Below are 17,957 nucleotides of genomic sequence, written 5' to 3' on the forward strand. Positions count from 1 at the left end.
TGCGGGCGACGAGTTCGGTCACACGGGCACGAACGGCGAGCACTCGCGCACGACGATGCCCTGGAGCCGCGTCGACGAGCACACCGACACGATCGACCTGTACGCCGAGCTCATCGCCCTGCGCCGCGCGCACCCCGCCCTCACCCACGGCGGCATGCGCTGGCTGCACGCCTCCGCCGACGCGCTCGTGTTCGTGCGCGAGACGGCGGAGGAGAGCATCCTCGTCTGCGCCGCGCGCGCGGACGCCGACATCGCGCTGCCGGCCTCCGCGATCGCCGGCGATGCCGTGCGCGTGACCGGTGACGGCGAGCTCGCGGATGCCCGCATCCGGTCGCGAGGGATGTCCTTCACCGCGTGGTCCCTGCCCGGCGTCGCCCTCCCCGCGTTCGGCTCGGAGGAGGTCCCCGCCCCCCGCTGACGCGCGCCCGCGCACGGCCCGACCGCGTTTCGGATGGTGCGCCGACGGGTGCTAATCTTCTCTGGTGCCGAAGCCCGGTAGGGTCTCGGCAGCGCCCCGATAGCTCAGTGGTAGAGCACTTCCATGGTAAGGAAGGGGTCGTCAGTTCAATCCTGACTCGGGGCTCTGGTACTTCCGGTTCGCGCCGGAAGCCTGCCCGGCGGGGTAGCTCAGGTGGTTAGAGCACACGGCTCATAATCGTGGTGTCGCGGGTTCGAGTCCCGCCCTCGCTACAAAGTTCGCAGAAAAGGCGGTTCCGGAACCGCCCTGGCGGTCGGAAGTCCACGTTTACCCCACTCAATCGCGGTGCGGGCCTCGGCCTTGCGCCGGATGGTGATCCGTGCGATCTTCAAAACGTGAGCAGATCGTCAATATTCTCGGTAGCGACCGTATCCGTCGTCCTCGTCCTTTCCGCCTGCAGCGCTCCGACGGAGGATGTGAGCGAGCAGCGTGCAACCACGAGTCCTAGCGCGGAAGCAGAAGTGGCGCAGCCGGAGGCGTCGGTAGAACGCTGGGCAAGCCTCGTCGCGGAGCGCAAGGCCGACCTTGACGATTGGTACCAGGGCTGGGACGAAGCCACCTGCTCGGGTCTGGCCTCCGCTGCCGTGGACTGCAATCTGATGCTCTCCTCCGCTTCGTTCATCGCTCAGACGAACGACATCGTCGTCGCCGGCGCAAGTTTCGAGGAGGGCAACACCTACCTCGGCGCTGTCCCTGACGAGATCGCGGATCTCTACTCCGACACGATCGCGCTCACGGGCGCAGCGGTCGAGGCTGGAGCGGCATGGACCGATGCTGGATGTGGCATCGGCGACGAGGGGGACTGCATCGGGCTCGCCGTCGAGTTTGAACGCGCCATGGACGCCGTGAAGTCCAAGTTCGAAGCCTGGTCGCCGTACCTCTAGCTGGAAGCGTGCACTCTCGATACCGACCCACAATCTCGCATCCTCCGTAGTCGGTGCACGACCATCGGGTCGAACTGCTCGACACGCACGCCGTCGATCAACGCCCACAGGCGCTGGTAGTAGCGAACCGGGCTGATCGAGAAGCGCGCGCGGATGGCCCGCTCTTTGCGATGCGGGGACGGCCATGCGCGGGTCTCGAACTCGAGCATCTCGCGTGCGACCTCATTCAGCTGCGTCGTCATGGCTCTATCGTCCAGTCGACCACCGACAGTGCGCGCGGGTACCATCGACTCCGCAGCGGCCGGGCTGCTCCCCTCGACAGGAGCGACCGGGGCCGACTGGCACCCGATCCTCGCCGCGCACGAGTACGCGACCGGCGAATGGCTCCTCGTCGACCCGATGGCTGTCCCGTTCGCCGTTGTGCGCGTCATCGAGATCAAGGGCGAGCGGGGCTACCGGGCCGTCACCTGGGCGGAGAAGTCCGCCGACCGCCGACTGCTTGGCTATTGCAGGTCACTCCGCGCCGCATGCGAGCTCGCCCACCGTGCCTACCTCGCACGGCACGGGCCCGGCGACTTCGCCGGCTACCCCGCGCACCTCGTCAGTTGACAACGGGAACGACGAAGACGCCCCGCGGCCCACCCGAAGGCGGGACGCGGGGCGCCGGAGTAGCTAGATGCTTCAGTGGACCTTGGACTGGCCGGACGCCTGACCGCGGTTCCGCCTCGAGCGGATGAACAGCCACACACCGCCGATCAGTGCGACCACTAGAACTATCTGGAGCACAACGAGTGCATTCCATTCCGCCATGTTGATCACCACCAACTCTCTGTCGCGATTCCCTTGCTCAGCGTGACCTGCAGGTTGAACGCGCTCGCGTAACCGATCACGCACATCTGCGCCGTCACGGTCAGCAGTCCGATGTTACTGGTGGGCCGTCCCAAATAGGAGACGGAAGCCGAGCAAGCGGCGCCAATGGAATAGGAGGCACCCCAAACGCTGGAAACGACACTCGTCACAACGTTGTAGTTGGCACGGAAGGACATGCTGACAGCGCCGACCCACATGTCGACGATGCAGTTCGTCCGCGCTCCGTTCGAGCCGATGGTGCAGCTGTTGGGGCTGCTCATCACTGAGAAGTCGCCGGTCGCGGCAGCCTTCACCGGGATCTGCATGCGCGACACCGATACAGAACCGTCGGCGTAGCGGCTCTCGGTGACCTGGAATCCATCCTCGACGTAGTCCGCTGTGCTAACTGGAACCGAATTGCTTGTGAACGAGTCCCACGGCAGACCAGCCTCGAGCTTCTCGAACAGGGCTCGCTGGGTCTTCTTGTCGACACCGTAGGCCGTCAGAAACTCCCGGGCCTCACGGTTTGGATCCTCCACCACACTCGCGCTGATGGGCTCGGCCACGGGCGGGGCCGCGTTGGCCGGCATCGCAACTGCAACTGACAAAAGCGCTACCACTGCCGTGGACAACGCCGCTTGGATAAACCTCATTGTTTTCCCTTCGGCGGAGGCGGTAATGCCCCCACGGTCGCCAGTCTTGAGGGATCGTAACGTGACGGAAAGTCGGCACTTAGGGGGACCGCCCTGTCTACTACAGAGGACAGCGAAAGCCCCCGCGCCGCGAAGCGCGGGCGACCCGGAGTAACGCAAGGGAGAGGACCCGTCCCAGCGATCGCCAAAGTCTCGGACACCCTGCGGGCAACGATGAAGGTGTGGGGGTCCAAGCATTGGGGGAATGATCATCCAAGGTGTCCCCCAAAGAGAGGACAAGCGCACGCTATCTAGTGCGAAGCTGAGCGCGTATTATCGAAACCACAAAGACCCGCTGTCGACGACGCTCGAAAACTGGACAGTAACGACGCTCGAAAAGTGAACACTCAACGATTGGAGAGTGATCACTTTGGAAGACTGGGCATTGATCAGGAGGCTCGCTGCGGAGGGCGTGCCTAAGGCGCGGATTGCCGAGCGGTTGGCGGTGTCGCGGACGACGGTGGTGAAGGCGGTGAACTCGGACGCGCCGCCACGGTATGTTCGGGCTCCGCAGGCGACGTCGTTCTCCGTGTTCGAGCTGCGGGTGCGGGCGCTGCTGGCCGAGACGCCGGACATGCCGGCGACGGTGATTGCGGAGCGCGTTGACTGGACGGGGTCGATGACCTGGTTCCGTCAGAATGTGAAGGCGCTGCGGCCGGAGCACCGACGAGTTGATCCCGCGGACCGGTTGAACTGGGAACCGGGGGATGCAGCGCAATGCGACCTCTGGTTCCCGCCGCGGAAGATACCGCTGGAGGACGGCACGGCGAAGCTGCTGCCGGTGTTGGTGATCACGTCCGCGCACTCGCGGTTCGTCACCGGCCGGATGATCCCGACACGCAGAACGGAGGATCTGCTGCTGGGGTCGTGGGAGGTGATCCGGCAGCTGGGGCGGGTCCCACGCCGGCTGATCTGGGACAACGAGCCCGGCATCGGGCGCGGCAACCGCCGAGCGGAGGGCGTCGCGACCTTCATGGGCACCCTGGCAACCAGGCTTGTGCTCCTGCCGCCGAACGACCCGGAGTCCAAGGGCGTGGTCGAGCGCCGCAACGGGTGGTTCGAGACCTCGTTCATGCCCGGCCGCTCGTTCGCCTCCCCCGCGGACTTCAACGCCCAGTTCACCGACTGGCTGGTCAAAGCGAACGCGCGGGTGGTGCGCACGACCAAGGCCGCACCCATCGATCGGTTGGAAGCGGATCGGGCCGGGATGCTGCCGTTGCCGCCGATCCCGTTGCATCTGGGCTGGCGCAACAGGGTCCGCCTCGGCCGCGACTACTACGTTCGTCTGGATACGAACGACTACTCCGTTGACCCGACCCTGATTGGTCGCCTCGTCGACGTGAGCGCAGATCTGGAACGGGTGCGGGTGCGTGCTGACGGGCGTATCGTCGCCGACCACGCCCGCATCTGGGCACGCGGGATCACTGTCACTGACCCTAATCACGTCCAGACGGCGGCACGGCTGCGTCGGCAGTTCCAGCAGCCGCGCACGGCGCAGGTTGCGGGGGACCTGACCCGCGATCTTGCCGACTACGACAGAGCGTTCGGGTTGATCGACGAGGAGGTCAGCTGATGGGCGCCGTCACCAGCGCCGAGGCGGTCAAGCAAATCCACTACCTCGCCGCCGCGCTGAAGGCCCCCCGCATCGTCGAGGCCGCGACCCGGCTGGCGGAGCAGGCCCGCGACGCAGGTTGGACCCACGAGGACTACCTCGCCGCGGTCCTGGAACGCGAGGTGTCCGCCCGCAACGCCTCCGGCGCCGAACTGCGCATCCGCGCCGCGGCCTTCGGCGCCCGCAAGACGATCGACGACTTCGACTGGGACGCGCAATCGGCAGTGCGGCAACAGGTTGCCTCACTCGCCTCCGGCGCTTTCCTGACCGAGGCCCGCAACGTCGTGCTCCTGGGCCCGCCCGGGACCGGGAAGACGCACCTCGCGACCGGCCTCGGCATCATCGCAGCCCGGCACGGGCACCGTGTGCTGTTTGCAACGGCGACTGACTGGGTCACCCGTCTCGGCGACGCCCACCGGCACGGCCGGCTCCCGGCTGAGCTCGCCCGGCTCCGCCGCTACGGGCTGATCATCGTCGACGAAGTCGGATACCTCCCCTTCGAGCAGGACGCCGCGAACCTGTTCTTCCAGCTTGTCTCATCCCGCTACGAGCACGCATCTCTCGTACTCACCAGCAACCTGCCGTTCTCCGGCTGGGGCGGCGTCTTCGGGGACCAGGCAGTCGCCGCAGCCATGATCGACCGCATCGTCCACCACGCCGACGTGATCACGCTGAAGGGCGCCAGCTATCGGCTCCGCGGACGCGGCATCGACAGCCTCCCCAGCACGCGAACCGCCAATGGCGAATCAGCCAACTAAACTGCCCACAAACGTTCACTTTTCAAGCGCCGAAACCGTTCAGTTTTCGAGCGTCGCCGACACCCGCTCCCCGAACAGTCACCGTATGGTGTGCGTGCCCTTCACGGGCTAGGGGGCGGGTCGCTTCACTTCTCGCCCGTGAAGTCCCACAGGCTGCCGCGCGGGTACCGGGTCCTGCCTTTGATCATCGCGAAGTGCAGCGGATTCGAGCTCTCGGTCTTCTCGTAGTGGCGCCGGATCGCGCCGGCCGTCATGTCGGCGAGCTGGATCAGCGGGTTACGAACCGAGTCGTCGAACGTGACCTTCCTCAGGGTGCCGGGCGCCTGCTGGTTGACCTCGCGCAGGAAGTAGCCAGAGCTGTTGAGGCCGAATGCCTGTTTGTCGACTCCATCGATCACGAGCTTCGCATCACGGACGGTCCCGAGCGTGTTCCCGAAGATCTGTCTGATGGCGTAGTTCTGCATGTAGCCGGGCTTCTTGATCAGGGCCACACTGTGGATCTTCGTCTTGTCGATGACGATCGCCCTTCCGTCATACTTCAGCGTCTTTGTGCACGCGAAGAACGCGTCCTTGACGGACCCGTTCGTCTTCATGTACTTGAACTCCGAGCGAGCGGCGCGGCCTAGGCCGTCTCGGCATGCGAGGATCGCGCCCGCTGCCTCTTCCATGTGCTCAGGCTCCGTGAAGACGCATGCCGCCAGCACCAGGAAGCGAGTCGACCCCCGGTCGAACTTCACCCCGGAACAGCCGGAATCGTCCACGAACGCATGCATTGGGCAATCCTACGGGCGTGGCAGATCCTCAAGATTTAGTTGGACGTCCAGCCAACACGAAGAGCCCCCGACCTCCGCGTTAGGAGGGTCGGGGGCGCTGTGTACGCGCTTATGAAGGCATCGCGGCGGCGGTTCGGTCGGACTTCGCGTAGCCCAGCAGTGCGGCGAGGATCGTCAGCCCGGCTCCGATCAGAGCGGAGTGCGCGCTCATCATGACCGGTGCACAATCTCGTTCGTTCGATTCTCCCGATGAACAGCGCACGCCCCCTAAGACGCGAGTCGACATCCTCAAGCTTGAGGGAACGACCGCGGGCCGCTTCACCTTCGAGCCGGGGTGGCGGTGGTCGGAGGCAGTGAAGCCCATCGCCGGAACCGACTCCTGCCAGGCCCGGCATGTCGGCGCGGTCGTCGCCGGTCGCCTCCATGTGGCGCACGGAGACGGATCCGAGTTCGAAGCGGGCCCTGGCGACGCCTACGTCATCGAGCCGGGGCACGACGCCTGGGTGGTGGGCGACGAGACGTACGTCGGCTACGAGTTCGAGTCCATGACGGCGGAGCAGTACGCCCGCGGCTCCTGAGGCGGGGTGCATCGGCGCCGCCCTACTGCTCGGTGAAGGCGAGCGCGGCGCCGAAGCCGACGAACGCGAGCCCCGTCACGACGTCGATGCCGCGCTGCGTCGACTCGCGCGCCATCCAGCGCCGCAGCGCCTGCGCGCCGAGGATGAGCACCGTGAACCACACCGCGCTCTCGAGCGCGTGGATGCTCGCGAGCGCTGCGCCGAACAGCGCCGCGGGCACGTCGGCGGGCAGAAACGCCGGCAGCACGGCGACGTAGAACACTGCGACCTTCGGGTTCAGCAGCGTCGTCAGCAGCCCCTTCGTCGCGGCGGCGCGGATGCCCGGCGCCGCGATCGCGGCCGGCGCGGCGGCGGCGTGGCCGGGGCGGAATGCCGACCACAGCATCCGCGCCCCCAAGAAGATGAGGTACGCGGCGCCGACGACCTTGAGCACCGTGAAGGCGAGCGCCGAGACGGCGAAGAGCGCAGAGAGCCCGAGGGCAGCGGCTATGCCCCAGACGAGGGCTCCGAGGCAGATGCCGGCGCCGGCGGCGAAGGCCGGGCCGCGGCCGTGGCGGATGGCGGCGTGCAGCACGAGGGCGGAGTCCATGCCCGGGGTGATCGTGAGAAGGGCGGCGACGATCGCGAACTGCCACAGGGCCTCGGTCGCGCTCACGATCGTGATGCTAGCGCCGGTCAGTACCCCTCGTGCTCCTCGAGCAGGCGCGCGAGGTCGGCCTTGACGCCGGCGATGGCTTCGCGCTGCTCCTCCTCTGTCTGCTGAACGATCGCGCGGCGGGGGATCAGCCGCGCGTGGACGAGCTCAGCGAGGGTGTCGTCGCGCGCGCGGAGGGCGATCTCCCGCAGCGTCTCGTCGTCCTGACGCGTGGTGCGGAGGCGGTCCATGACGCCGCGCATCGTGCGCGTGCGGGCGCTCAGGCGCTCCGACTCCTCGCGCTGCCGCTCGAAGTGCTTGCGCAGGCGGGCCAGTCGTGCGCGCTCGGCGCGGCCCGGGCGGCGCGCGCCGGGGGCGTCCGGGTCGGGCAGCGGCAGGGGGGTCGCGCGCTGGGTCTCCTTCGAGAGCCGGTGCGCCGTCTGGCCCAGCTCGATGAGCAGGGCGTCGACCGCGCGCTGCGCCATCGCGACGCCGTCCTCCTCGTTCCACGAGCCGCCATCGCGCAGGGTGCGCAGCACGATCTCGTTCTTGGTCGACAGATGCACGGCCGCGAGAGCGACGAGATGGCCCTCGTCGACGAGGTGGTCGAGGTTGTCGAGCGTCTCGAAGGGGCGCGGACGGCGCGGTCGAGCCTCATCGCGCGCGGCGCGGCGTGACCAGAAGCGCATGGCGGCCTTCATGTCTGTCGGGGCGTCAGCCCGGGCGAGCCGCGGGGATCATCCGCGGCGCATCCAGGCTACGGCGACCGCGGGGCCGCCGCCTGCGCGTACGCCGCGAGAGGGGCATCCGAGAAATCTCGCGCGACACGCCGAAACACTACATATAGGGGAATGACATCCCTGTCATTCCCGTTATATAGTGTGACTCCACCGGCCAGGCAGGCCGGAGGACGATTCGACAGGAGGTCCGCAATGGACAACGACAACGAGACCGTCGGCGGCTACGCGGTGCCCGTCGACCCGATGGACATGCTGCAGTGCGAGAGCTGCCAGTAGTCATCGGTCATTGACTCCACGAAGCCCCGGCTCACCTCTTCGGTGACCGGGGCTTCGTCCGTATCCGGGGCCCCATCGGCCCCCGCCGCCCGCACCGAGGAGGACCGCCGTGTACCGCGCCCCTGACAGCGTCGTCGAGGAGATCGCCTCCGATGCCGAGGCGCTCGACCACGTGCACCGCGTGCTCGGGCCCGTCGACGTCGTCGCCGACCTCTCGTGGGCGCACGGCGAGGCCCGCGTGCTCGAGGTGCGCACGCGCGGCGACGAGCACGCGATCGCCAAATGGCACCGCGGCGGCCGCAACTACCACCGCGAGCTCTCGGCCTACCAGCTCTACGTGCCCGCGCTCGGGGGCGACGCTCCGCGCCTCGTCGCGAGCGACGACCGACTGCAGCTGCTGATCCTGTCGCGCGTGCCGGGCGCGCTCGTCGAGGGCTCGGATGCCGAGCACGACCCGGTCGTGCACGTGCGCGCCGGCGAGGCGCTGCGCCGCCTCCACGACTCGACGCCCGCGATCATCAACGACCACTTCGGCGACGCGGTCATATCGAAGTTCGCCTACTGGGCCGACCGCATCGGCGATGCCGCGAGCGAGGCCAAGCTCGCGATCGCCCGGCGCATCGCGAAGACCTCGCTCGACCTCGGGCCTCTGCCGATGGTGCCAGCCCATCGCGACAACTCCTCCCGCAACTGGATGCTCGGCCTCGACGGTCACGTCCGACTCATCGACTTCGCCGCGGTCGAGTTCGAGCCGTGGGCGGTCGATCTGTTCCGTCTCGAGCAGCGCGAGTGGCTCGACGCCCCGCTGCTGCGCGAGTCCTTCCTCGACGGCTACGGCCGCCGCCCCGACGAGCGCGACCACGCCATGCTGCACGCCTTCCACGCGGTCAGCGCGATCTCGACGATCGCGTGGGCGGTCGAGCACGACGACCTCGTCTTCGCGGCGCAAGGGCGCGAGATGCTCGACCGGCTGCTGGGGGAGACCCTGTACTGACGGGATGCCCGCGCCGAGCATCCGCCCCCTGATCGTCGGCCAGCGAACAGGAGCCCGCCGCGCCCGCCCCGCCTAGACTGGGCCGGTGCCCGTGAACCCCGCTCTGACTGAGCGCGACTTCCCGCCCGTCGCTCCCTACCTCGTGGGGCGCGAGAAGGTGCGCGAGTTCGCGCGCGCCGTGCTCGCCACGGCCTCGCTGCACCACGACCCGGAGGCCGCACGCGCCGCGGGCTTCGCCGACGTCGTCGCTCCCCCGACCTTCCCGATCGTCGTCGCCGACGCGACGCTCACGCAGCTGCTCGCCGAGCCCGACGCGGGCATCGACTTCAGCCGCGTCGTGCACGGCGACCAGCGTTTCACCTACTCGCGCCCGATCGTCGCGGGCGACGAGCTCACCGCGACGCTGCGCGTGACGAGCATCAAGTCCCTCGGCGGCAACAGCATGATCACGAGCGAGACCGCGATGGTCGACGCCGACGGCGCCCACGTCGTCACGAGCATCTCGACGCTCGTCGTGCGGGGGGACGACGCATGAGCCTGCTCGACGGTCTCGAGGTCGGCCAGGTCGTGGCCGAGCGCTCGTTCCCGCTGACGCGCGACACCCTCGTGCGCTACGCCGGGGCGAGCGGCGACTTCAACCCCATCCACTATCGCGACGACGTGGCTGCCGCCGTCGGCCTGCCGGGCGTGCTCGCCCACGGAATGCTGACGATGGGCTTCGCCGTGCAGCCGGTGATCGACTGGCTGGATGCCCGTGGCTGGGTCAGCGACTACCAGGTGCGATTCACGCGCCCCGTCGTCGTCGACCGGCAGATCGGCGCCGTCGTGACGGTCGCGGCCCGGGTCGGGGTGCTGGATGACGCCGGAGCCCGCATAGACCTCACCGCGACGGTCGGCGAGCAGACCGTGCTGGGCAAGGCGCAGGTGCGCGTCACCGCGCTCTGACCCGCGTCCAGACGATGACGACGACCCGCGAGAACGAGCCGCTCTCCTCCCACACCACCCTGCGCGTCGGCGGCCCCGCCGCGCGCTTCGTCGAGGCCGCGACGACCGACGAGCTCGTCGACGCCGTGCGCGAGGCGCAGTCCGGCTACGACGACTGGATGGTGCTCGGCGGCGGCTCGAACGTCGTCATCGGAGACGAGGGCGTCGACGGCACGGTCATCCGCATCGCCACCCGCGGCGTCGAGCGACTGCCCGATGCGCCCGGCTCGAGCCGCCCGATCCGCCTCCGCGTGCAGGCGGGCGAGGACTGGGACGCGCTCGTGGCCCTCACCGTCGAGAACGGGTGGGCGGGGCTCGAGGCGATGTCGGGCATCCCCGGCTCGACGGGCGCCGCCCCGATCCAGAACATCGGCGCGTACGGGCAGGAGGTCGCCGAGAGCCTCATCGCCGTCGAGGTGCTCGACGACGACGGCGAGCGCCGCACGATCCCCGCGCCTGAGCTGAAGCTCGGCTACCGCACGAGCGTGCTCAAGCACGGCGGAACCCGCGCGGTCGTCCTGAGCGTCGACCTCGCTCTCGAGCAGAACGCGGATGCCCGCAGCCGGCCGGTGCAGTACGCCCAGCTCGGCGAGGCGCTCGGCGTCGCGATCGGCGAGCGCGCGCCTCTCGTCGGCGTGCGCGCCGCGGTGCTCGCGCTGCGCGCCGGCAAGGGCATGGTGCTCGACGCGGCCGACCCGAACTCGGTGAGCGCCGGCTCGTTCTTCACCAATCCGATCGTGAGCGAGGCGTTCGCGCGCACGCTCCCGACGGATGCCCCGCGCTGGCCGCTCGCCCCCGAGCCGCCCGCGCTCGCCGTGCCGCTCGGCGCGGAGCCCGCACCGCCGGCCGAGCCCGCCTCGCACGAGGTCAAGCTCAGCGCCGCCTGGCTCATCGAGCACGCCGGCATCACGCGCGGCTTCGCCCTACCGGGCTCGCGGGCCGCGGTGTCGACGAAGCACACGCTCGCGCTCATCAACACGGGCGGAGCCACGGCGGGCGAGATCGCGCAGCTCGCGCGGTACATCCGGACGCGGGTGATGAGCGAGTTCGGGGTCGTGCTGCACCCCGAGCCCGTATTCGTGAACCTCGAGCTCTAGCGCCCGACGCTCGGCCGACGCCGGCACCGACTACAGCAGCCCGCGCTCCATCGCGAGGGTCACCGCGCGCGTGCGGTCGTGCACCCCGAGCTTCTCGAACACGCGCAGCAGATGGCTCTTCACGGTCGCCTCGCCGATGAAGAGGCGCTCGCCGATGACGCGGTTCGAGCAACCCGCTGCGACGAGGCGCAGCACGTCGAGCTCGCGCGGCGTGAGCTCGGCCGGAGCGGGGGCGCGCAGCCGGGCGACGAGCTGCGCGGCGATCGCGGGCGAGAGGGCCGTCTCGCCGCGGGCGACGGAGCGCACGCCCTCGACGAGCTCCTCCGCGGGGGCGGCCTTGAGCAGGTAGCCGCTCGCGCCCGCCTCGATTGCGGCGATGATCGTGGAATCCGACTCGTACGTCGTGAGGATCAGCACGCGCGTGCCGGGCAGCTCGGCGCGGATGCGCGCCGTCGCGACATCGCCCGTCGCGCCGGGCATCCGCACGTCCAGCACGACGAGATCGGGGCGCAGGCGACGCGCCTCCTCCACGGCGGCGAGGCCGTCGGCGGCCTGCCCGACGACCTCGATGCCGTCGACGTCGTCGAGCAGCGCGACGATGCCGGCGCGCACGACGGCATGGTCGTCGGCGACGAGCACGCGGATCACGCGCGCACCCCCGCGGTCGCGACGGGCACGCGCACCCCGAGCACGGTGCCGCGGCCGGGCGCGCTCGCGACGTCGAGCGATCCCTCGACGAGGGCGAGGCGGTCGCGCATGCCGGCGAGCCCGAACCCGTCGCGCGCGGCGGCCGGGTCGAAGCCGATGCCGTCGTCCGCGACGCGGAGGGTGACCGCGTCGGGCGTGCGCCCGACCGCGATCTCGATGCGGGATGCCCGGGCGTGCTTTCGCGCATTGGCGAGCGCCTCCTGCGCGCACCGCAGCACGACCACCTCGACGTCGCGCGGCAGCGCCGAACCGGCGACCGGGTCGCGCTCGGCGCGCGCGATCGTCACGACGGCGCCGGTCTCGCGCTCGAAGCGCTCGGCGAGCCGGTCGAGCGCGCCGGCGAGGTCGAGGCGGTCGTCGGCGTCCGCGGCCGCGGTCGCCCCGGCGACGGCGGCGCCCGCGGCGACGAGGGCGCGCGTCTCGCCGAGGGTCTCGCGCGCCACGTCCTCGATGAGCGCGAGCACCTCGGGGTCGCCGCCCGTGCGGCGGGCGCGCTGGGCGAGCAGCACGAGCCCCGTGAGGTCCTGCGCGATCGTGTCGTGCAGCTCGCGGGCGAGGCGCTCGCGCTCGGCGGCGGCGCCGGCGTCGCGGTTGAGCGCGGCGATCTGCTCCTGCGCGCCCTGCAGCTCGCGCAGCAGCGCGCCGTTGCGCTCGCCGAGCTCGGTCATGCGGCTGATCCAGAGCCCCATCGCGAGGCTGAAGCCGAGCGAGAGCGCGATCGTGAACCCGGTCTGCGGGAGGTTCTCCGGCTCTGCGCCGAGGGAGACGAGGAACCCGACGCCGACGGCGATCGCGACGGCGACGTTCTGCACGATCGCGCGCCGCACGGTCGGGGCGTAGACCCAGGCGATCGGGTAGACGACGACCTGGATGATCGCGAGCGTCGGGTACCCGGCGACGGCGATGCCCGCAGCGAGCGCCGCGAGCGCGACGAACCACGGGGCGGTCGGCGCCTCGGGGCCGCGGCGCCCGAGGGCGACCCACGAGACGACGAGCAGCGCGAGCCCTGCTCCGCCCGTCGCGAGTCGCCACGGCTCGGCGGTCTGCAGGACGAGCAGCACTGCCAGGAGGGCGGCGACCCCGATGACGGCCGCATCCCACCAGGTCAGGCGCCCCACGGCAGCCGATCGCTCGTTCATGACGGGCCCGCTCTACGAGTCGCGACGGATCCAGCGGAACGTGAGCCGCGTGAGGATCAGCCCGGCGACGAGCCAGACGGCGAGCGCGAGCGCGATGCCCGGCTCATCCCAGCTCTCGTTCTGCTCGAGCACGACGAGCTCGTCGGGCAGGAAGACGCTGCGCATGCCCTGCGCCATCCACTTCAGGGGGAAGATCGAGGCCACGCTCTGCAGCCAGTCGGGCAGGTCGCTGAAGCGCAGGTAGACGCCGGAGATGAACTGCAGCACGAGCGTGATCGGAATCACGACGGCGGTCGCCGACGCTCCGCTGCGCGGCACGGCCGAGAGTGCGATGCCGAGGATCGCCGAGGTGATGACGCCGAGCAGGAACATCCACGCGAAGTCGCCCCAACGGGCGGGCTCCTCCGGCAGCGGCACCTGAAAGACGGTGAACGCGAGCAGCAGCAGGATCACCGCCTGCAGCACGCCCGTCACGACCGACTGCCCGATCTTGCCGATGAAATAGCTCACGACCGGCAGCGGCGAGCCGGCGAGGCGCTTGAGCGTGCCGTTGCTCTTCTCCGCGGCGATGTCGATCGCGAGGTTCTGCAGGCCGCTCAGCAGCACACCCGCGGCGAGCATCGCCGGCAGGAAGAACCACGCGGCGGTGATGTCGTCGCCGTCGGCGGTCTGCTCGAAGCTCGCCTCGCTGAACGAGACGGAGAAGATCGTGAGCATGACGACGGGGAAGAGGAAGGTGAAGAACACCGTGTCGCCCTGCCGGAAGTACGCGCGCACCTCGTAGCCGATGCGCAGCAGACCCAGGCGCACGGTGCGGGCGAGGGGCGAGCCGAGGCCGGGGGGCACCGGGCGCGCGCCGGTAGCGCCGGTCGCGGTCATCGGTGCGGTCATGCGCGGGTCTCCGTCAGGGTCTCGGGTGCGAGGTCGTCGGCGTGCTCGTGGCCGACGAGGTCGAGGTAGACGTCCTCCAGGCTCGGGCGGATCACCTCGAGCCCCTCGGGCTCCCCGCCGAGCCGGTCGATGAGCGCGGCGGCCACGGCCGCGGGGGCGTGGGTGCGCTCCTCGCGCACGCCGCCCTGCTCGACCCACCGGACGATCGGGATGCGCGCATCCGCCCCGCCCAGCTCACCGATCGGCGCGAGGTCGACCATGCGGCCGCTCGCGATGATGCCCGCGCGGTCGCCGAGCTGCGCCGCCTCGTCGAGGTAGTGGGTGGTGAGGAGGATCGTCGTGCCCTCGCCCTGCAGCTGCCGGATGAGCGCCCAGAAGCTCCGGCGCGCCTCCGGGTCGAAGCCCGTCGTCGGCTCGTCGAGGAAGAGCAGCTCCGGGCGGCCGATGATGCCGACGGCGACGTCGACGCGGCGGCGCTGGCCGCCGGAGAGCTTGCGGATGAGCGCCCCGGCCTTCTCCTCGAGGCCGACCGCGCCGATGACCTCGTCGACGTCGCGGGGGTTCGGGTAGAGGGCGGCGAAGTGGGCGAGCTGCTCGCGCACGGTGACCGCGCCGACCTCGCCCGAGCTCTGCAGGACGATGCCGAGCCGGGCCTTCCAGTCGAGGCCCGCCCTCTCGGGGTCGGCGCCGAGGACGCGCACCTCGCCCGAGGTGCGGCGACGGTACCCCTCGAGGATCTCGATGGTGGTCGACTTGCCCGCGCCGTTGGGGCCGAGCAGGGCGAAGGTCTCGCCGCGGTGGATGTCGAAGCTCACGCCGTCGACGGCCGCCGTGTCGCCGTAGGTCTTGCGCAGGTCGCGCACCTCGACGACGTTCTGAGCAGTGGTCATGGCACGAGTCTCGCGGGCGGGGGCCCCGTCGGCAACGACCGTTCGGCCTGTCGTCGACTCCACCGATCGGCGGAGGCCCCGCCCGCGAGGACGGCGGTGCAGCTAGCGGTGGCCCGTGGCGCCGGATGCCCGGCTCTCGCCCCGGGGCCCCGAGGTCGCCGCCCCGATGATCGCCCCGACCACGAGCAGCCCGCCGATGCCGGCGACGAGGATGATCGGCACCGAGCCGTTGGGCAGCTCGTCGAGCCGGCCGAGCTCGGAGAGCAGGGCGAGCGCGGCGATGCCGACGAGGATCACGCCCCAGATGATCGTCGAGACGCGCGGTCGCAGCGGCTCGGCATCGGCGCCCCAGGCGCTCGCGCCGGAGGGGGTGTCGGTGGTCATCGGTTCGTTCCTTCCGTGGTGAAGAGGATGTCGCCAGCGCCCGAGACGACCTCGAGCGTCAGCAGGCGGTCGCTGCCGTCGGGGGAGTCGAGCCCGCTCTCGCGGGGGATCGAGCGCGCGTCGCCGTCGGCGACGAGAGTCGCGTCGCCCGCTCCTGAGACGATCGCCCACTCCACGGCCCCTGACTCCGGGAGGACGACCGTGACGTCGCCCGCCCCCGCGACGATCGACACGACGCCCTCGAGCCCCGCGCCCGAGCGCGTGCCGTCCCAGTAGTCGGAGAGGTCGACCGTGGTCGAGCCCGCCCCGACGACGAATGCCTGGTCGTCGTCCTCCGTGTACAGCGGCGCGTACTCACCCGAGCCGACGAAGCGCAGGTCGCTTCCGGGGCCGGGGGAGGTGCCGGCGATCGCGAGTCCGACGAGGGCGATGATCGCGGCGCCCGTCGAGCCGCCCGAGCGCTTGCCGATGACGCCGTTGATGATGATCGCGAGCCCGAGCGCGCCGATCGCGACCGCGAAGCCGAGGACGACGTCGCCGCGCTCGATCTCGGTGCCGCCGGAGGTGAGGGTCGTCACGGCGCCGGCGATGAGCGCGAGGCCGATCGCCGCGAGCGTGAAGAGCGGGTGCGAGCGGGTGCGGCGGCGCAGCTGGCGCTGCCGCTCGTACTCGGCAGCGCGTGCGCGGCGCTCGGCGGCGAGGCGGTCGGCCTCGGCCTGGCGGCGGGCGGCCTCGTCGGCGGAGACGAAGGCGTCGCGCTGGGCGCGGTCGGCGCTCTGCTGCGCGCGCCAGGCATCCAGGTCGCCGTCGGGGGCGTCGGCGGCCGGCATCGGCGTCGTCGCGGTCGCGTCGGCGCTCGTCGCGCCGGCGGTGGCGGCGGATGCAGTGCCCGCTCCGGCGACGAACGTCGCGCTGGCCGCGCCCGCCGCGGGCGTGGCGGCGGTGCTCCTCGAGCGGCGCACGAGCCACACGATGAGCCAGACGATGCCGCCGATGACGGCGACCGTCCACACGAGGCCGACGAGCGCGGCGATCGCCATGCCGGGCGAGCCGAGCATCCAGCCGCCGTCCCAGCCGTAGCCGCCGTCCCACAACCAGGGTCCGCCGTCGCCGAGCCCGAGAAGCGCGATCGCGAGCAGCACCGCGGCGCCGACGAAGCCGGCCTCGACGCGGCCGCGCGAGACCTCCTCGGCGTGGATCTTGCTCGTGTGGTCGGGAAGGATGGCCCAGGCGAGCGCGTAGAGCAGCGCGACGGGGAAGGCGAAGATCGCGAGCACGACGAGGATGCCGCGCACGATGAGCGGGTCGATGCGCAGTCGCAGCGCGATGCCGGAGGCCACGCCGCCGAGCCAGCCGGGCTCGCGGGTGACGTTGAGCGAGCGCAGCCAGGAGAAGAAGCGGGAGGAGCCGCTCGCGGGCGGCGGCGGCGGGGGCGCGGCGGGCGCCCCGGCGGGCGGGGTCGGATCGGTCATGAGGCGATGCTCCCGCGCGCCGTGGTGCCGCCGCTATCGGGGTCACCCCTGATCGGCCCCTGATCTTCCCTCCGGGACTGCCCGGTCATCGCGCCGGATGCTTGACTGGGCGCGTGACCGCCGTTCTCGACCGCCCGCCGCTCGCGCGCCCGCGCGAGGTGCTGCTGAGCGGGGTGTCGACGGCGCTCGCCGACCACCTGGGCTGGTCGCTCCCGCGGGTCAGGTTCGCGTTCGTCGCCCTCGCCGTCCTCGGCGGCGGCGGCGCCCTCCTCTACGCCTGGCTCTGGGCGCTCACGCCCCTGCGCGGGGAGCGGCCGGGCGACGCTCCCGTGCCGGTGCGGGCGGATGCGCCCCTCGCCGTGCGCCGCCGGGTCCCCGGCGCGATCCTGCTGCTCGTCGCCGCAGGGGTCGCCGGGCTCGTCACGATCGCCGCCGCCGTGACGCGCGACCGCGCCGACCCCGTCGATGCCGCGTTCACGACGCTGCTGCTGGCGGGGGCATCCGTCGCCTGGAGCCTGCTGCTCGACCGGCACGACCCCGGGCGCGGCGAGCGGGAGGGCGTCGTCGTGCGCTCGATCGCCGCAGGCGGGCTCATCGTCACCGCGCTCGTCGTGCTCGCCGCGAACCCCGGCGCGACGACCGTGATCGTCGCGCTCATCATGATCGTCGGCGGGACGGGAGTGTTCGTCGCTCCGCTCGTCGTCGGGCTGTGGTCGACGCTCATCGCCGAGCGTTCGGCGCGCGTGCGGGAGGAGAGCCGCGCCGAAGTCGCCGCCCACCTGCAGGACAGCGTGCTGCAGACGCTCGCGCTCATCCAGAACCGGGCCGAGCCGGGCAGCGAGGTCGCGCGCCTCGCCCGCGCGCAGGAGCGCGAGCTGCGCGACTGGCTCTTCGCCGGAACGAAGCCGAGCGATGCCGACTTCGCCGCCCAGCTGCGGCAGGCTGCCCTCGAGATCGAGCTGCAGCACCCCGTGCGCTTCGACGTCGTCACGACCGGAGACTTCTCGGGCCACGAGTTCGAGCCCGTGCTCGCGGCGGCGCGCGAGGCGATGCTCAACGCGGCGCGCCACGCAGGCGGCGAGGTGAGCGTCTACGTCGAACTGCGGGCGGATGCCCTCGAGCTC

The 17,957-nt window shown here is 70.9% G+C and carries 21 protein-coding genes, 2 tRNA genes and 1 pseudogene; 13 read left to right on the plus strand and 11 right to left on the minus strand.

Annotated elements, in window-relative coordinates:
• The 4 genes and pseudogenes from FHX53_RS13200 to FHX53_RS13215 form a co-directional block, all read left to right on the plus strand.
• A pseudogene (locus FHX53_RS13200) lies at window positions 1-418 on the plus strand (DUF3459 domain-containing protein); the annotation flags it as partial.
• A gap of 93 nt (window positions 419-511) precedes the next feature.
• Window positions 512-583: transfer RNA gene (locus tag FHX53_RS13205), tRNA-Thr, on the plus strand.
• 33 nt (window positions 584-616) lie between these two features.
• A tRNA-Met gene (locus FHX53_RS13210) sits at window positions 617-690 on the plus strand.
• Window positions 691-939: 249 nt separating this feature from the next.
• Complete coding sequence (locus FHX53_RS13215; protein WP_182491616.1) at window positions 940-1,362, plus strand: hypothetical protein; 423 nt, start codon at window positions 940-942, stop codon at window positions 1,360-1,362.
• Here FHX53_RS13215 and FHX53_RS13220 read toward each other — a convergent pair.
• Window positions 1,359-1,604 carry a DUF3263 domain-containing protein gene (locus FHX53_RS13220; RefSeq protein ID WP_182491615.1) on the minus strand — a complete coding sequence of 82 codons (246 nt, stop codon included), beginning with the start codon at window positions 1,602-1,604 and terminating at the stop codon, window positions 1,359-1,361. The genes FHX53_RS13215 and FHX53_RS13220 overlap by 4 nt on opposite strands.
• Before the next feature lie 28 nt (window positions 1,605-1,632).
• On the opposite strand from FHX53_RS13220, the gene FHX53_RS13225 reads away from it, so the two are divergent.
• Window positions 1,633-1,971, plus strand: a complete 339-nt coding sequence (locus tag FHX53_RS13225; RefSeq protein WP_182491614.1) for a hypothetical protein — start codon at window positions 1,633-1,635, stop codon at window positions 1,969-1,971.
• A 206-nt stretch (window positions 1,972-2,177) separates the two neighbouring features.
• Here the strand turns inward: FHX53_RS13225 and FHX53_RS13230 are convergent, their stop codons facing one another.
• Window positions 2,178-2,777: a hypothetical protein gene (locus FHX53_RS13230; protein WP_182491880.1), complete on the minus strand. Its 600-nt coding sequence runs from the start codon at window positions 2,775-2,777 to the stop codon at window positions 2,178-2,180.
• Window positions 2,778-3,264: 487 nt separating this feature from the next.
• Here FHX53_RS13230 and istA point away from each other — a divergent pair, with 487 nt between their 5' ends.
• Both istA and istB read left to right on the plus strand, forming a co-directional pair.
• Entirely contained in the window at window positions 3,265-4,476 is a 1,212-nt protein-coding gene (gene istA / locus FHX53_RS13235) for an IS21 family transposase (RefSeq protein WP_182490508.1), read from the plus strand.
• Complete coding sequence (gene istB / locus FHX53_RS13240) at window positions 4,476-5,273, plus strand: IS21-like element helper ATPase IstB (RefSeq protein WP_182490507.1); 798 nt, start codon at window positions 4,476-4,478, stop codon at window positions 5,271-5,273. Before istA ends, istB begins: the two co-directional genes overlap by 1 nt.
• A 125-nt stretch (window positions 5,274-5,398) precedes the next feature.
• Here istB and FHX53_RS13245 read toward each other — a convergent pair whose 3' ends face one another.
• Window positions 5,399-6,046 carry a DUF3800 domain-containing protein gene (locus FHX53_RS13245; RefSeq protein ID WP_182491881.1) on the minus strand — a complete coding sequence of 216 codons (648 nt, stop codon included), beginning with the start codon at window positions 6,044-6,046 and terminating at the stop codon, window positions 5,399-5,401.
• Between the two features lie 212 nt (window positions 6,047-6,258).
• On the opposite strand from FHX53_RS13245, the gene FHX53_RS13250 reads away from it, so the two are divergent.
• Window positions 6,259-6,624, plus strand: a complete 366-nt coding sequence (locus FHX53_RS13250) for a cupin domain-containing protein (RefSeq protein WP_182491882.1) — start codon at window positions 6,259-6,261, stop codon at window positions 6,622-6,624.
• A gap of 22 nt (window positions 6,625-6,646) precedes the next feature.
• On the opposite strand, the gene FHX53_RS13255 is transcribed toward FHX53_RS13250, so the two are convergent.
• Together FHX53_RS13255 and FHX53_RS13260 are read right to left on the minus strand one after the other, a co-directional pair.
• A complete protein-coding gene (locus FHX53_RS13255; protein WP_182491883.1) occupies window positions 6,647-7,279 on the minus strand; it encodes a LysE family transporter in 633 nt (210 codons plus the stop codon).
• Between the two features lie 20 nt (window positions 7,280-7,299).
• Window positions 7,300-7,947 (minus strand): hypothetical protein, encoded by a 648-nt coding sequence (locus FHX53_RS13260; protein WP_182491884.1) that lies wholly within the window; start codon window positions 7,945-7,947, stop codon window positions 7,300-7,302.
• Between the two features lie 436 nt (window positions 7,948-8,383).
• Between FHX53_RS13260 and FHX53_RS13265 the strand changes: the two genes are divergently transcribed.
• The 4 genes from FHX53_RS13265 (at window position 8,384) to FHX53_RS13280 (ending at window position 11,349) form a co-directional block, all read left to right on the plus strand.
• The gene (locus FHX53_RS13265) at window positions 8,384-9,268 is read left to right on the plus strand and encodes an aminoglycoside phosphotransferase/kinase family protein (protein WP_182491885.1); all 885 of its coding nucleotides are present in this window, start codon (window positions 8,384-8,386) and stop codon (window positions 9,266-9,268) included.
• Window positions 9,269-9,353: 85 nt separating this feature from the next.
• On the plus strand, window positions 9,354-9,803 hold the full coding sequence (locus tag FHX53_RS13270) for an FAS1-like dehydratase domain-containing protein (protein ID WP_182491886.1): 450 nt from the start codon (window positions 9,354-9,356) through the stop codon (window positions 9,801-9,803).
• Window positions 9,800-10,213, plus strand: a complete 414-nt coding sequence (locus tag FHX53_RS13275; protein WP_182491887.1) for a MaoC/PaaZ C-terminal domain-containing protein — start codon at window positions 9,800-9,802, stop codon at window positions 10,211-10,213. Before FHX53_RS13270 ends, FHX53_RS13275 begins: the two co-directional genes overlap by 4 nt.
• 14 nt (window positions 10,214-10,227) lie before the next feature.
• Window positions 10,228-11,349 carry a UDP-N-acetylmuramate dehydrogenase gene (locus FHX53_RS13280; RefSeq protein ID WP_182491888.1) on the plus strand — a complete coding sequence of 374 codons (1,122 nt, stop codon included), beginning with the start codon at window positions 10,228-10,230 and terminating at the stop codon, window positions 11,347-11,349.
• A 30-nt stretch (window positions 11,350-11,379) separates the two neighbouring features.
• Here FHX53_RS13280 and FHX53_RS13285 read toward each other — a convergent pair whose 3' ends face one another.
• The 6 genes from FHX53_RS13285 to FHX53_RS13310 all read right to left on the minus strand — a co-directional run bounded on the left by FHX53_RS13285 (window position 11,380) and on the right by FHX53_RS13310 (window position 16,833).
• The gene (locus FHX53_RS13285) at window positions 11,380-11,997 is read right to left on the minus strand and encodes a response regulator (RefSeq protein WP_182491889.1); all 618 of its coding nucleotides are present in this window, start codon (window positions 11,995-11,997) and stop codon (window positions 11,380-11,382) included.
• Window positions 11,994-13,196, minus strand: coding sequence for a sensor histidine kinase (locus FHX53_RS13290; protein WP_182491890.1), 1,203 nt, complete (start codon window positions 13,194-13,196; stop codon window positions 11,994-11,996). Before FHX53_RS13290 ends, FHX53_RS13285 begins: the two co-directional genes overlap by 4 nt.
• Before the next feature lie 12 nt (window positions 13,197-13,208).
• Window positions 13,209-14,087 carry an ABC transporter permease gene (locus FHX53_RS13295; protein ID WP_246335738.1) on the minus strand — a complete coding sequence of 293 codons (879 nt, stop codon included), beginning with the start codon at window positions 14,085-14,087 and terminating at the stop codon, window positions 13,209-13,211.
• The gene (locus FHX53_RS13300) at window positions 14,084-14,977 is read right to left on the minus strand and encodes an ABC transporter ATP-binding protein (RefSeq protein WP_182491891.1); all 894 of its coding nucleotides are present in this window, start codon (window positions 14,975-14,977) and stop codon (window positions 14,084-14,086) included. The genes FHX53_RS13295 and FHX53_RS13300 overlap by 4 nt, the downstream gene beginning before the upstream one ends.
• A 102-nt stretch (window positions 14,978-15,079) precedes the next feature.
• Window positions 15,080-15,361, minus strand: coding sequence for a hypothetical protein (locus FHX53_RS13305; RefSeq protein WP_182491892.1), 282 nt, complete (start codon window positions 15,359-15,361; stop codon window positions 15,080-15,082).
• The gene (locus tag FHX53_RS13310; RefSeq protein ID WP_182491893.1) at window positions 15,358-16,833 is read right to left on the minus strand and encodes a PspC domain-containing protein; all 1,476 of its coding nucleotides are present in this window, start codon (window positions 16,831-16,833) and stop codon (window positions 15,358-15,360) included. The genes FHX53_RS13305 and FHX53_RS13310 overlap by 4 nt, the downstream gene beginning before the upstream one ends.
• A 113-nt stretch (window positions 16,834-16,946) precedes the next feature.
• Between FHX53_RS13310 and FHX53_RS13315 the strand changes: the two genes are divergently transcribed.
• Window positions 16,947-17,957: PspC domain-containing protein (locus FHX53_RS13315; protein ID WP_182491894.1), on the plus strand; the 1,011-nt coding region annotated here is incomplete at its 3' end.

Origin of the sequence: Microcella alkalica (assembly GCF_014137945.1) — a bacterium.
GTDB lineage: Bacteria > Actinomycetota > Actinomycetes > Actinomycetales > Microbacteriaceae > Microcella > Microcella alkalica.